At 60.9% G+C, this 14,354-nt stretch carries 9 protein-coding genes; 8 read left to right on the top strand and 1 reads right to left on the bottom strand.

Annotated features, from left to right (window positions below):
* Positions 1-178: 178 nt before the first annotated feature.
* A complete protein-coding gene (locus J2Y86_RS15705) occupies positions 179-2,128 on the bottom strand; it encodes a BCCT family transporter (protein WP_253440319.1) in 1,950 nt (649 codons plus the stop codon).
* A 378-nt stretch (positions 2,129-2,506) separates the two neighbouring features.
* On the opposite strand from J2Y86_RS15705, the gene betI reads away from it, so the two are divergent.
* The 8 genes from betI (at position 2,507) to J2Y86_RS15745 (ending at position 14,317) form a co-directional block, all read left to right on the top strand.
* Positions 2,507-3,100 (top strand): transcriptional regulator BetI, encoded by a 594-nt coding sequence (betI, locus tag J2Y86_RS15710; RefSeq protein ID WP_253433062.1) that lies wholly within the window; start codon positions 2,507-2,509, stop codon positions 3,098-3,100.
* A gap of 106 nt (positions 3,101-3,206) precedes the next feature.
* The gene (gene betB, locus J2Y86_RS15715; RefSeq protein WP_253433064.1) at positions 3,207-4,679 is read left to right on the top strand and encodes a betaine-aldehyde dehydrogenase; all 1,473 of its coding nucleotides are present in this window, start codon (positions 3,207-3,209) and stop codon (positions 4,677-4,679) included.
* A gap of 218 nt (positions 4,680-4,897) precedes the next feature.
* Positions 4,898-6,601 carry a choline dehydrogenase gene (gene betA / locus J2Y86_RS15720; RefSeq protein WP_253433067.1) on the top strand — a complete coding sequence of 568 codons (1,704 nt, stop codon included), beginning with the start codon at positions 4,898-4,900 and terminating at the stop codon, positions 6,599-6,601.
* Positions 6,602-6,882: 281 nt separating this feature from the next.
* Positions 6,883-8,325 (top strand): TldD/PmbA family protein, encoded by a 1,443-nt coding sequence (locus tag J2Y86_RS15725; protein WP_253433070.1) that lies wholly within the window; start codon positions 6,883-6,885, stop codon positions 8,323-8,325.
* On the top strand, positions 8,325-9,662 hold the full coding sequence (locus J2Y86_RS15730) for a TldD/PmbA family protein (protein ID WP_253433073.1): 1,338 nt from the start codon (positions 8,325-8,327) through the stop codon (positions 9,660-9,662). The genes J2Y86_RS15725 and J2Y86_RS15730 overlap by 1 nt, the downstream gene beginning before the upstream one ends.
* A gap of 210 nt (positions 9,663-9,872) precedes the next feature.
* Positions 9,873-11,300: a multidrug transporter subunit MdtD gene (mdtD, locus tag J2Y86_RS15735; RefSeq protein WP_253433077.1), complete on the top strand. Its 1,428-nt coding sequence runs from the start codon at positions 9,873-9,875 to the stop codon at positions 11,298-11,300.
* A 311-nt stretch (positions 11,301-11,611) separates the two neighbouring features.
* Positions 11,612-12,949: an ATP-dependent RNA helicase DbpA gene (dbpA, locus tag J2Y86_RS15740; protein ID WP_250548323.1), complete on the top strand. Its 1,338-nt coding sequence runs from the start codon at positions 11,612-11,614 to the stop codon at positions 12,947-12,949.
* A gap of 189 nt (positions 12,950-13,138) precedes the next feature.
* Positions 13,139-14,317 (top strand): NAD(P)/FAD-dependent oxidoreductase, encoded by a 1,179-nt coding sequence (locus J2Y86_RS15745; RefSeq protein WP_253433080.1) that lies wholly within the window; start codon positions 13,139-13,141, stop codon positions 14,315-14,317.
* Positions 14,318-14,354 lie beyond the last annotated feature (37 nt).

Here is a 14,354-nt window from a genome sequence, read left to right on the forward strand (position 1 = left end):
TGGGATATCGGGTCAATCAGCTTTGCGGCTGACGGCCCCTTCGCGAGCAAGCCCGCTCCCACATTAGGTCTGCAGTGAACACAGAATTGGTGACCACTAGAGATCAAGTGTGGGTGCGGGCTTGCTCGCGAAGAATGCGACGCGGTGCTTCAGACCGAAACACCGCGTCACTCACAACTCAGCTATAAACCCGGCCAAGGAGTTGCCGATGGCTTTCAAACTGATCGAGCACGTCACGGGTGATCTGATCCTGAGTGAAACCCATCAGGTCATAATCCTGGCTGCCATTGTGCAGGTACACCTCGGCACGGTAATAGCGCGCACGCGGTTCATCAGCACTTTCAGCCGACACCGTGTCGCTCGCCGCAGCCAGATAGCCATCCAGGCTCACTTCATAGACGAAAGGGTTGCCCTCTTCCATCTCGATCCGCAGGCCCATGCAACGCTTGGCCTTGCCCAGCAACGTTTGCACGTCCAGGCCTTTGCCGCGCAATTGCACCACGGCCTCTTCCAGGGCCGGGCTGACTTGCTTGTCCATGAAACGCTGAACGATCGACTGGTTCGGTTGCAGGTCCAGCTGACTCAGACGCTCGCTGAAACCACGACGACCGCGTGCAGCCAGTTCCGCTTGCTCCTGTTCGATCTGCACGTCCTGGCGCATGGCCTTGTGCAAGCCGAACATGAAGAACACCAGCACCACCGAGAACGGCAGACCGGCCAGCACCACCATGGTCTGCATGGCTTCGAAGTTACCGGCGAACAGCAGGCCGATGGTCACCAGGGTGATGACGACGGACCAGAAGATCCGCAGCCAGTGCGGCGCGTCTTCGTCGACATTGCCGCCCTTGCACGAAAGGTTGGCCATCATCACCGCGCCGGAATCCGCCGGGGTCAGGAACAGCACGAAACCAACGAAAATCGATACACCGATCACCACTTTCGACGCCGGGTAATGCTCCAGCAACTGGTAGATCGCCATCGACGGCTGTTCCAGCGCCGTCTTCCCGAGCTCCACCGCCCCATGGTTCATCACCAGGTCCAGGGCCGAGTTACCGAAGATCGACAGCCACGCCAGGGTGAAACCCAGCGGAATCAGCAGTACGCCAGCGACCAGTTCACGCACCGTGCGACCACGGGAAATACGCGCGATGAACATGCCCACGAATGGCGCCCAGGAAATCCACCACGCCCAGTAGAACAGGGTCCACAAGCCCAACCAACGATCGGATTTCTCGCTGTCGCCTTCGTACACGTAGAGGTCGAAGGTCTTCAGCACCACGCCGTTCAGGTAGTCACCGACGTTTTGCACGAAGCCGTTGAGCAGGTGCAGGGTCGGGCCGAACAGCAGCACGAAAATCAGCAGGCCGCTGAACAGCACGATGTTCAGGTTGGACAGACGACGAATGCCGTTTTCCACGCCAGACACGGCAGCGATGGTCGCCACGGTGCTCATCACGATGATCACGATCAGCAGGTTGGTGTTGCTGTGTTCCATGCCGAACAGGTTTTCCAGCCCGGAAGACACTTGCAGCGAACCAATCCCCAGGTTCGTCACCAGCCCCAGCAGGGTCACGAACATGCCGAAGCCGTCCACCGCGTGACCGGCCGCGCCTTTGACCCAACGCTCGCCCACCAGCGGATACAGCGCCGAACGCAACGCCAGCGGTTGGTTATGGCGGTAGGCAAAATACGCCACGGCCAGGCCGACCAATGCGTAGATCGCCCAGCCGTGCAGGCCCCAGTGCAGGAAAGTCAGCTGCACTGCCTGACGCGCGGCCATGTTGCTGCCGGCCACGCCTTCCGGCGGGTTGAAGTAGTGGTCCAGCGGCTCGGAAGCACCGAAGTACAACAGCGAGATGCCGATCCCCGAGGAAAACAGCATCCCCGCCCAGGCGCCATAACTGAAGTCCGGGGTGTCATCCTTGCTGCCCAGCTTGAGCTTGCCGTAGGACGAAAACGCCAGGCCGACCACGAAAACCAGGTAGGCGGCGATCACCACCATGTAGTACCAACCGAAGCTGCGGGACAACCAGGCCTGGGCAATACCGAGCAATCTGCCGGCCTCTTGCGGGGCGATGATCAGAATGGCGGTCAACAGCAGGATCAGCGCGGTAGAGGTGTAGAACACCCAACCGTTGACCGTCACCTTCTCGGGCGGGGTCTTTATAAGAGAGGCAAAACTCATGGCACAGATGCTCCGGCAGTGCGAGAGAAGAACACAAGGCAACGCGATACCCGACCAATCGGTTAGTTGGCAGCCGACCGGCGGGTGATATAAAGACACCCCGAAAAAAGCCCGAAGCCTTCAGACGCCATTGCGTATAGGTTTCGAGCCGTTTTGGATGTCGGTTTATCGCCATTTACACGTAGGAAAAATCTGTAAGCAGCGACGATTTGTCGCAGATCTTATTCTTTGTTGATTGAACGTTCAATCAAAACAAAATAGACTGGCCCTCAGTCCGATAGACGTTTTGCGTCTGCCGGAAGGCCTAAGGAGATGTGCAAGATGCCCAAGGTCGGTATGCAACCCATCCGCCGCCAGCAGTTGATCGAAGCCACATTGCAGGCCGTTGATCAGGTCGGGATGGGGGACGCCAGCATTGCGCTGATCGCCCGTTTGGCCGGTGTCTCTAATGGCATCATCAGTCATTATTTTCAGGACAAGAACGGCCTGATCGCTGCCACGGCGCAGTACCTGATGAGTGTCCTGAGCGAGAACGTCACCGCGCGCCGTCAGGCGCTGACAGATGCAAGCCCCAGGGCGCATCTGCAGGTGATCATCGAAGGCAACTTCGACGCCAGCCAGGTTAATGGCCCGGCAATGAAAACCTGGCTGGCCTTCTGGGCCACCAGCATGCACCACCCGTCTTTGCACAGGTTGCAGCGGATCAACGATCACCGTCTGTATTCCAACCTGTGCTGCCAGTTCCGCCGCGTATTGCCGCTCGATGATGCGCGCAGTGCAGCCCGGGGCCTGGCAGCCCTCATTGACGGTTTGTGGTTGCGCGGCGCGCTGTCGGGAGATGCTTTCGACACCGAGCAGGCGCACCGGATCGCTTACGAATACATGGATTTCCAACTGGCCAAGCGGGTGAGTTAGAGCACACATAAAACGCTCAACCCCTGAACGCTACCGATGTGATGCCAACTGCTTCACGGCACACCCGGTGGTTAACGCCAACCACTTATGCACTTGCGAGGACTTTATGGCCCGTTTCGAACTGCAAAAACTCTACATCGATGGCGGCTACAGTGACGCCAGCAGCGACGCCACTTTCGAAGCCATCAACCCGGCTAACGGTGAAGTCCTCGCAAAAGTACAACGCGCGACCAAGGAAGACGTCGAGCGCGCGGTGGTCAGCGCCGAAAAGGGCCAGAAAATCTGGGCCGCGATGACTGCCATGGAGCGTTCGCGCATCCTGCGTCGCGCCGTCGACATCCTGCGCGAGCGCAACGATGAACTGGCTGCCCTGGAAACCCTGGACACCGGTAAATCGTTCTCCGAAACCAAGTATGTCGACATCGTCACCGGCGCTGACGTGCTGGAGTACTACGCTGGCCTGGTTCCGGCCATCGAAGGCGAGCAGATTCCGCTGCGTACCACGTCGTTCGTCTACACCCGTCGCGAGCCGCTGGGCGTTGTGGCCGGTATCGGCGCGTGGAACTACCCGATCCAGATCGCCCTGTGGAAATCCGCACCAGCCCTGGCGGCCGGTAACGCGATGATCTTCAAGCCAAGCGAAGTCACTTCCCTGACCACGCTGAAGCTGGCCGAGATCTACACCGAAGCAGGCCTGCCAGCTGGCGTGTTCAACGTCCTGACCGGCAGCGGCCGCGAAGTCGGCACCTGGCTGACCGAGCACCCGCGCATCGAAAAAATCTCCTTCACCGGCGGCACCGACACCGGCAAGAAGGTTATGGCCAGCGCCTCCGCCTCGTCGCTGAAAGACGTGACCATGGAACTGGGCGGCAAATCCCCGCTGATCATTTTCGACGACGCCGACCTCGATCGCGCCGCCGACACCGCGATGATGGCCAACTTCTACAGCTCCGGTCAGGTCTGCACCAACGGTACTCGCGTGTTCGTACCGAGCCACCTGAAAGCGGCTTTCGAAGCCAAGATCGCTGAGCGCGTTGCGCGCATCCGCATCGGCAATCCGGAAGACGAAAACACCAACTTCGGCCCGCTGGTCAGCTTCGCCCACATGGAAAGTGTGCTGGGTTACATCGCCAAAGGTAAGGAAGAAGGCGCTCGCGTGCTGTGCGGCGGCAGCCGTCTGACCGAAGGCGAGTTCGCCAAAGGCGCGTTCGTGGCACCGACCGTGTTCACCGACTGCACCGACGAGATGACCATCGTGCGCGAAGAAATCTTCGGCCCGGTCATGGCGATCCTCACCTACGAAACCGAAGAAGAAGTGATCCGTCGTGCCAACGACACCGACTTCGGCCTGGCCGCTGGCGTCGTCACCAAGGACCTGAACCGCGCTCACCGCGTGATTCATCAACTGGAAGCCGGTATCTGCTGGATCAACGCCTGGGGCGAGTCCGACGCGAAGATGCCGGTCGGCGGCTACAAGCAGTCGGGTGTTGGTCGTGAGAACGGCATCAGCTCGCTGAACAACTTCACACGCATCAAATCGGTACAGGTTGAGCTGGGCGATTACGCCTCGGTGTTCTGATCTGCGCGAAATCTGGAGCGAACGCCATTGTGGCGAGGGGATTTATCCCCGTTGGGCTGCGTAGCGGCCCTATCCAGACACCGCGTCTCTTCAGATAGAACCAGTCGCTGAGTTTACGACTGCTGCGCAGCCGGACGGGGATAAATCCCCTCGCCACAAGGTTGCGCGGCGTCCAGGCGACCCGCGACCTGAACCAACTTCAAAGAGGGTGCATTTCAATGTCCCAAGAATTCGATTACATCATCATCGGTGCCGGCTCCGCCGGTAACACCCTGGCGACCCGTCTGACTGAAGACGAAGGCGTCACCGTCCTGCTGCTCGAAGCCGGCGGCCCGGACTATCGTCTGGACTTCCGCACGCAAATGCCGGCCGCCCTGGCGTTCCCGCTGCAAGGTCGTCGCTACAACTGGGCCTACGAAACCGATCCAGAGCCGCACATGGACGGTCGCCGGATGGAATGCGGGCGCGGCAAGGGCCTGGGTGGTTCTTCGCTGATCAACGGCATGTGCTACATCCGCGGCAACGCGATGGATTACGACAACTGGGCCAAGCTGCCAGGTCTTGAAGACTGGGACTACCTGAACTGCCTGCCGTATTTCCGCAAGGCTGAAACCCGCGACATCGGCCCGAACGACTACCACGGTGGCGACGGTCCGGTCAGCGTGACCACGCCGAAGGCCGGCAACAACCCGCTGTTCCACGCGATGGTTGAAGCCGGCGTGCAAGCCGGTTACCCGCGCACCGAAGACCTGAACGGTTACCAACAGGAAGGTTTCGGCCCGATGGACCGTACCGTGACGCCGAACGGCCGTCGCGCCAGCACCGCGCGCGGTTACCTGGACGTCGCCAAGAAGCGCTCGACCCTGACCATCGTCACCCACGCCCTGACCGACAAGATCCTGTTCGAAGGCAAGCGTGCGGTCGGCGTGCGTTACCTGATCGGCGCGGCTGAAGAACGCGTTGAAGCCCGCGCCCGCAAAGAAGTGTTGCTGTGCTCCGGCGCCATCGCTTCGCCGCAGATTCTGCAACGCTCCGGCGTCGGCCCGGCCGAACTGCTGAACAAGCTCGACATCCCGGTGGTCCACGACCTGCCAGGCGTCGGCGAAAACCTGCAGGATCACCTCGAGCTGTACCTGCAATACGCCTGCACCCAACCCGTCTCGCTGTACCCATCGCTGCTCTGGTACAACCAGCCGGCCATCGGTGCCGAATGGCTGTTCAACGGCACCGGCATCGGCGCCAGCAACCAGTTCGAAGCCGGCGGTTTCATCCGTACCCGTGAAGAATTCGATTGGCCGAACATCCAGTACCACTTCTTGCCGGTGGCGATTAACTACAACGGCAGCAACGGCGTGAAAGAGCACGGCTTCCAGGCGCACATGGGTTCCATGCGTTCGCCGAGCCGCGGTCGCATCCAGGCCAAGTCCAAGGATCCGCGCGAGTACCCGAGCATCCTGTTCAACTACATGGCCACCGAGCAGGACTGGCAGGAATTCCGCGACGGCATCCGCCTGACCCGTGAAATCATGCAACAGCCTGCACTGGACGCCTTCCGTGGCCGCGAAATCAGCCCGGGCATTGAAGTGCAAACCGATGAGCAGCTCGACAAGTTCATCCGCGAGCACGCCGAAACCGCGTTCCACCCGTCCTGCTCGTGCAAGATGGGCACCGACGAAATGGCCGTGGTCGATGCCGAAGGTCGTGTGCATGGCATGCAAGCCCTGCGTGTAGTCGATGCCTCGATCATGCCGATCATCACCACCGGCAACCTGAACGCGCCAACGATCATGATCGCCGAGAAAATCGCCGACAAGATCCGTGGTCGCCAGCCGTTACCGCGCAGCAAGGCCGATTACTACGTGGCCGGTGATGCACCGGTGCGTGGCAAGCCGTTGCGGGATGTGAGCCTGACTGCTCAGTAAGACTGTTACGCCTCGGCGTGGCTCATCGCGGGCAAGCCCGCTCCCCCAGGTTCCGGGTTGGATTACACATTTGTGATTCACCCAAGCCCCCTGTGGGAGCGGGCTTGCCCGCGATGGGGTTCGACCAGACAACGCATCCCTGCCTGACACACCCCGGCACTTCCTACACCGCCCCGCCCTTGATATCGCTCCCCGCCCAGGCCTAATCTAGCGCCACGCAAACGTTTCACCCCCCTTCGCAACACCGCTGCACCGCCACTCCATACCAAGGAGGTTCACGAATGTTCGATTTCCACCCCCAGCTCAAGCAGCGCTTCGCTGCGTTGCGCACGGGCGCTGAATTCTTTTCGCTGCGTTATGTGCGCGAGTCCGGCCAATACCTGTCGGTGCGCAAGAACGTTGCCGAACCTCCAAGCCTGAGTCGTGACGAAGGCGCGATGCTGACCGTGCGCGTCAACGGCGTCGAAGCCTACGCGGCGACCAACGACCTGTCGCAATCCGGCCTGCAAGCCGCGCTGGAAAAAGCCGAGCAGCAAGCCCGTCGGCTCAAGCCCCACGCCCTGCTCGACCTGCGTGACCATGCTGTTTCCAGCGACCGCGCCGATTACTTTTCACCCAACTTCGACCAGCCTTTCCCGTCCCTGAGCGACTGCTATCAGCTGCTCGGCGCCGAATCCGCATCCGTGCCCAAGGACGAGCGACTGGTGAACTGGCAGGTGAGCATCGGCATCACCAACGTCGAACAGATCTACCTCAGCAGCGCCGGCGCTGAACTGCGTCAGGCTCAGCGTTTCATCTACCCGAGCCTGGAAGTCACCGCCTACGACGGCAGCGACAGCCAGACCCGCACCCTCGGCCGCGAAAACTTCGGCCAACAAGGCGGCTTTGATGTGATCAGTCGCTGCGGCCTGGTGGGTGCCGGCCCGAAAATCGCCGATCAGGCGCTGCAATTGCTGCTGGCCCCGAACACCCCGCAAGGCCCGCGCGACCTGCTGCTGATGCCCGACCAGATGATGCTGCAGATCCACGAATCCATCGGTCACCCGCTGGAACTGGACCGCATCCTGGGCGACGAGCGCAATTACGCCGGCACCAGTTTCGTCAAGGCAGAAGACTTCGGTCATCTGCAATACGGTTCGAAACTGCTCAACGTGACCTTCGACCCGGACATCCCTGAGCAGCTCGCCAGCTACGGCCATGACGACGACGGCACCGCGGCCAGCAAACAGTTTCTGATCAAGGAAGGCTTGCTGCTGCGTCCACTGGGCGGTGCGCTGTCGCAGTTCCGTGCCGGCATGGACGGCGTCGCCAACAGCCGCGCCTGCGGCTGGAACCGCCCGCCGATCGACCGCATGGCCAACCTGAACATCGAACCTGGCGATCAGCCGCTCGAGCAACTGATCGGCAACATCGAGCACGGTATCTTGATGAGCACCAACCGCTCGTGGTCGATCGACGATGCGCGCAACAAATTCCAGTTCGGTTGCGAATGGGCTCAGCTGATCGAAAACGGCGAACTCAAGGGCGTGGTGAAAAACCCGAACTACCGGGCGATTTCCGCGCAATTCTGGAAAAGCCTCAGCGCCGTCGGCGATGCCAGCACCTTCAAGGTCCTCGGCACGCCGAACTGTGGCAAGGGCGAACCGAATCAGGTGATCCGCGTCGGCCATGCGTCGCCGGCCTGTGTGTTCAGCAATGTGGATGTGTTTGGGGGAGACGCCTGATGAGTACGTCCAACAATCAGGCCGATGGGTTCAAGACCCTGGTCAACTGGCTGCGCGACGCGATTCGCGAGCCGGAGCAATTCACCCTCAGCTACGCCGCCGAGTCGTCGGCCTTCGTGCGTTTCAACCATGCGAAGGTGCGTCAGGCCGGTCAGGTTCAGCAAGCCAGTGTCGGCTTCAAACTGATCAACGAGGGCCGGCATGCGGACCTCGACATTACGCTGTCAGGCGAGGCCGAAGTCGACCTCCAACGGCTGGCCGAAGGTCTGCAACAGTTGCGCGACACCTTGCCGTTGCTGCCGAAAGATCCGTATCTGCTGCTCAACCACAATGGCTGGCAGAGCAAGAACGTGCAGGTGCATCCGCTGCCGGATACCGAGCAGGTGGTTGCCGAAATCACTCAGGCTGCCGAAGGGCTGGACCTGGTGGGTTTCTATGCGGCAGGTCCGATCAGTCGTGGTTTCGCCAGTTCCTCGGGCGCGTTTGGCTGGCATCAGGCCAACAGCTTCAACTTTGACTTCAGCCTGTTTCATGACAACGGACAAGCGGTGAAAGCCAGCTACGCCGGGCATGACTGGAGCAGCGAAGGGTTTGCCAAACGCTTTGCCCAGGCACGCGAGCAGTTGGCTTTTCTCGGCAGGCCGCAACGCACTCTGCCGCCCGGTCAGTACCGCGCCTATCTGGCACCGGCCGCCATGGGCGAAATCATGGACATCCTCGGCTGGGGCGGTTTTTCGGCGCAGTCGATCGCCAGTAAAAACAGCCCGCTGCAGAAGCTATACGCGGGCGACAGTTCGTTCAGCCCGCTCGTGTCCGTCGATGAAAAGGTTAGCGGTTCGTTGAGCCCGGCGTTCTCCGGCGAGGGTTATCCGCGCAGCGATCTCAAGCTGATTGTCGAGGGCAAGGCCGGCGCGCAAATGGTCAGCTCGCGCAGTGCCGCCGAATACGGCCTGACCGCCAACGGCGCCAGCGGCGGTGAAATGCCCAGTGCATTGAACATGGCAGCCGGGGCGTTGCCTGATGCGGAGATTCTCAAGCAACTGGGCACGGGGCTGTACATCAGCAATCTGTGGTACTTGAACTACTCGGACCAACCGGGGGCGCGCATGACCGGCATGACGCGGTTTGCGACGTTCTGGGTCGAGAATGGCGAGATACAGGCGCCGGTCAGCACCATGCGTTTCGATGACAGCGCCTACAGTTTGCTGGGTTCACAGCTGGAAGCGCTGACCGAAGAGCGCGAGTTGTTGCTGTCGGCGAGCACTTACAGTCAGCGGGCCACGGCTTCGGCGTTGTTGCCGGGTGCGCTCGTCAGCCGGCTGACCTTAACTCTGTAAACACAACCCCCCTGTACACAGGGGTCCTGTGGCGAGGGGATTTATCCCCGTTCGGCTGCGAAGCAGTCGTAAATCCGGCTAATGCGGTCTGTCTGTCAAACCGCGTTTGCCAATTTGGGGCCGCTGCGCAGCCCAACGGGGATAAATCCCCTCGCCACAGAGTCAGTGCCAGCCATGACCTTGCATTAACTTCGACTCACAAGAGGTCCCATGCCCAACCGCCCGCCTCTCGACGCCGTCACCGCCCGCTGGGTTCCATGGGTCGTTGCCATCGCTTTCTTCATGCAGTCCCTCGACGGAACCATCCTCAACACCGCCCTGCCGGCGATGGCCCGCGACCTGGCGGAAGATCCGCTGCGCATGCAGGGCGTGATCATCGCCTACATGCTCACCGTCGCCCTGCTGATCCCCGCCTCGGGCTGGATCGCCGATCGCTTCGGCACCAAGAAAATCTTCTTCGGCGCGATCCTGCTGTTCAGTCTCGGCTCTCTGCTCTGCGCCCTGTCGAGCACCTTGAGCATGCTGATCGGCGCCCGAGTGATTCAGGGCCTGGGCGGTGCGCTGATGCTCCCGGTCGGGCGGCTGGTGGTGCTGCGCGCCTACCCCCGCTCGGAACTGGTGCGGATCATGGGTTTCATCACCATTCCCGGCCTGCTCGGCCCGTTGATCGGCCCGACCATGGGCGGCTGGATGGTCGAATACCTGACCTGGCACTGGATCTTCCTGATCAACCTGCCCGTCGGCGCCATCGGTTGCTATGCGGTGTGGAAATTCATTCCCGACCTGCGCGGCAGCGAACGCACGCGTTTCGACAGCCTCGGTTTCTTGCTGTTTGGCGCGGCGATGGTGCTGATCACCGTCGCCATGGAGGGCCTCGGCGAACTGCACCTGCCACACTTGCGCGTGATGTTGCTGTTGTTCGGCGGCATGGCCTGTCTGGCGGCGTACTGGCTGCGGGCCGGGCACATCGAGAATCCGCTGTTCGCGCCGTCGCTGTTCAAAACCCGAACGTTTGCCGTGGGGATCCTCGGCAACCTGTTCGCCCGCCTGGGCAGCGGCGCGTTGCCGTTCCTCGTGCCGTTGCTGCTGCAAGTGGCGCTGGGTTACTCGCCGTCCCAGGCCGGGATGAGCATGTTGCCGCTGGCCGCAGCGGCGATGGTCGCCAAGTCGGTGGCGCGGCCGCTGATCGAACGTCTGGGCTATCGCATCGTGCTCACCGGCAACACGCTGGCACTGGGGCTGATGCTGGCGAGCATGGGCCTGGTCAGCGAGCAGACGCCGTACTGGCTGCTGCTGGGCATGCTGGCGATCCTCGGTGCGATCAACTCCTTGCAGTTCACCGCGATGAACACCGTGACCCTGATCGACCTCGACGACGCCAGCGCCAGCAGCGGCAACAGCCTGCTGTCGGTGGTCGCACAATTGTCCCTGAGCCTCGGCGTTGCGTGTGCCGGCGCCCTGCTCGGCGGGTTTACGGCGGAGGTCGGCAATGACGGTGTGAACACGGTACTGGGCGCGTTCCAACTGACGTTTGTGACCGTCGGAATCATGGCAATGCTGGCCGCGACGATCTTCTCGCAGCTTTCAAAGGAAGACGGACGGCGCGTCAAGCGTCCGGAAGAACACATCGAACATTGAGCCGGGTACTAGCGTTGAAGGATTTATCTGTGGCGAGGGGATTTATCCCCGTTGGGGTGCGCAGCGCCCCCCGAGAAGGTTGAATGCAATCAATTTGAACCACCGAGGCGGTAGATCTAGGGGCGCTCCGCACCCCAACGGGGATTTATCCCCTCACCACAGATAAATCTCCTCGCCACAGGTTTTGCGTTCGTCCAGAACTTTCGAGGTAAGTGACCAGAGACTGATACACTGCGCGACATTTTGTTTTGCAGGCCAGTCCCGTGACCACCATCGCCACCGCTTTTAATACTTTGCCGCTGTCCGCCGCCATGCTGGCTAACCTCGACTCCCTCGGTTATGCCCAGATGACGCCGATCCAGGCGCAAAGCTTGCCGGTGATCCTGAAAGGGATGGACCTGATCGCCCAGGCCAAGACCGGCAGCGGCAAGACCGCCGCCTTCGGTATCGGCCTGCTGAACCCGATCAATCCGCGCTTCTTCGGTTGCCAGGCACTGGTCATCTGCCCGACTCGCGAGCTGGCGGACCAGGTTGCCAAGGAACTCCGTCGTCTGGCCCGCGCCGAAGACAACATCAAGATCCTGACCCTGTGCGGCGGCGTAGCGTTTGGCCCGCAGATCGGTTCGCTGGAGCATGGCGCGCACATCATCGTCGGCACCCCGGGTCGCATCCAGCAGCACCTGCGCAAGGGTTCGCTGATCCTTCATGGTCTGAACACGCTGATCCTCGACGAAGCCGACCGCATGCTCGACATGGGTTTCTACGATTCCATCGAAGAAATCATCGCCCAGTGCCCTGAGCGTCGCCAGACCCTGCTGTTCTCCGCCACGTATCCAGTGGGCATCAAGCAACTGGCTTCGAAGTTCATGCGCAATCCGCAGCAAGTGAAAGCCGAAGCGTTCCACGACGACACGCAAATCGAGCAGCGCTTCTACGAGATTTCCCCGGAAGAGCGCATGGATGCCGTGGTCAAAGTCCTCGCGCATCACCGTCCGGCGTCCTGCGTGGCCTTCTGCTTCACCAAGCAGCAGGTTCAGGAAACCGTTGATCACCTGACCGCCAAAGGCATCTCCGCCGTCGGTTTGCATGGCGATCTGGAACAGCGTGATCGCGACCAGGTGCTGGCGATGTTCGCCAACCGCAGTACCTCGGTACTGGTTGCCACTGATGTCGCCGCGCGCGGTCTGGACATCGATGCGCTGGACATGGTGATCAACGTCGAACTGGCCCGTGATTCGGAAATCCACATTCACCGTGTTGGCCGTACCGGTCGTGCGGGTGAGAAAGGTATTGCGATCAGCCTGGTCGCCCCGTCGGAAGCGCACCGCGCGCAAGCCATCGAGCAACTGCAGAAGTCGCCGTTGAGCTGGGATCAGCTGGACAACCTCAAATCCCAGGGCGGCGGACCGTTGCTGCCGGTGATGAGTACGCTGGTCATCGGCGCGGGCCGTAAAGACAAAGTTCGTCCGGGTGACATTCTAGGCGCGTTGACTGGCGATGCCGGTATTCCGGGCGCGCAGGTTGGCAAGATTGCGATTTTCGACTTCCAGGCGTATGTGGCTGTTGAACGCGGGATCGCCAAGCAGGCCTTGCAGCGCTTGAATGACGGCAAGATCAAAGGCCGCTCGCTGCGCGTGCGTATTTTGTAAAAGATCATCTGGCCGACAGAGATCAAATGTGGGAGCGGCGGTGCGACGATTCGACTTGCTCGCGAAGGCGGACTGACAGACAACATCTATGTTGAATGTGCTGGCCCCTTCGCGAGCAAGTCGAATCGTCGCACCGCCGCTCCCACATTGGTTTGTCGGTGAATCTGAGTTTTGTGTGAGGACACCGTTTTGCGCTCTACCGAAGTCGTGATCATTGGCGCTGGCGCCGCAGGGTTGATGTGTGCGCTGACCGCCGCCGGGCGCGGGCGCAAGGTGGTGTTGCTTGACCATGCGAACAAGGCCGGCAAGAAAATCCTGATGTCGGGCGGTGGCCGCTGTAATTTCACCAACATGTACACCGAACCCGGCAATTTCCTTTCGCAAAACGAACACTTCTGCAAATCCGCCCTGGCGCGCTACACCCAATGGGATTTCATCGGGATGGTCGCCAAACATGGCGTGCCCTATCACGAGAAAAAACTCGGCCAGCTGTTCTGCGATAACAAATCCAGCGACATCCTCGAGATGCTGCTCAACGAATGCGATCAGGTCGGCGTCAGCCTGCACCTGGACACTTCGATCCAGACCATCGAGAAGCTTGAAAGCGGTTACTTGCTGGACACCACGCTGGGCCAGATCACCTGTGAATCCCTGGTGATCGCCACCGGCGGCCTGTCGATTCCGACCTTGGGCGCTACCGGTTTCGGTTATCAGGTCGCGAAACAGTTTGGCCACGACCTGTTGCCGACCCGCGCCGGCCTGGTGCCGTTCACCATCACCGATCAGCTCAAGGAGCTGTGCACCGAGCTGTCCGGCACGTCGGTCGATTGCCTGGTGAGCTGCAACGATCAAAGTTTCCGCGAGAATATTCTGTTCACCCATCGCGGCCTCAGCGGTCCCGCGATCTTGCAGATTTCCTCGTTCTGGGAATCGGGCGACACGGTTGAAATCAACCTGATGCCGGACCACGACGTGCCGAGCTGGCTGCAACAGCAGCAAGCCGAGCGCCCGAACAGCGAACTGAAAACCCTGCTTGGCGAGATCTTCACCAAGAAGATGGCCAACCTGCTGGCGGACGACTGGTTCGTCTCCAAACCGATGAAGCAGTACACCCACGCGGAAATCGCCGACATCGCCGAAAAACTGGCGAGCTGGAAAGTCGTGCCGGCCGGCACCGAGGGGTATCGCACGGCGGAAGTGACCCTGGGCGGCGTCGATACCCATGAAGTCTCGTCCAAGACCATGGAATCGCTGAAAAGCCCTGGGTTGTATTTCATTGGTGAAGTGCTGGATGTCACCGGACACCTGGGCGGCTTCAACTTCCAGTGGGCCTGGGCCTCCGGTTACGCGGCTGCGCAATTCGTCTGATCGACCGAGTTATCGTTCTTCGCGGGCAAGACTCGCT

Origin of the sequence: Pseudomonas migulae, assembly GCF_024169315.1 — a bacterium.
In the GTDB taxonomy this organism is placed as follows: domain Bacteria; phylum Pseudomonadota; class Gammaproteobacteria; order Pseudomonadales; family Pseudomonadaceae; genus Aquipseudomonas; species Aquipseudomonas migulae_B.

Excerpts from the sequence above, each read along its gene's own strand:
- J2Y86_RS15730 (WP_253433073.1), top strand. The coding sequence starts at position 8,325 with ATGAGTACGTCCAACAATCAGGCCGATGGGTTCAAGACCCTGGTCAAC.
- betI (WP_253433062.1), top strand. The coding sequence starts at position 2,507 with ATGCCCAAGGTCGGTATGCAACCCATCCGCCGCCAGCAGTTGATCGAA.
- dbpA (WP_250548323.1), top strand. The coding sequence starts at position 11,612 with ATGCTGGCTAACCTCGACTCCCTCGGTTATGCCCAGATGACGCCGATC.
- J2Y86_RS15725 (WP_253433070.1), top strand. The coding sequence starts at position 6,883 with ATGTTCGATTTCCACCCCCAGCTCAAGCAGCGCTTCGCTGCGTTGCGC.
- betB (WP_253433064.1), top strand. The coding sequence starts at position 3,207 with ATGGCCCGTTTCGAACTGCAAAAACTCTACATCGATGGCGGCTACAGT.
- betA (WP_253433067.1), top strand. The coding sequence starts at position 4,898 with ATGTCCCAAGAATTCGATTACATCATCATCGGTGCCGGCTCCGCCGGT.
- mdtD (WP_253433077.1), top strand. The coding sequence starts at position 9,873 with ATGCCCAACCGCCCGCCTCTCGACGCCGTCACCGCCCGCTGGGTTCCA.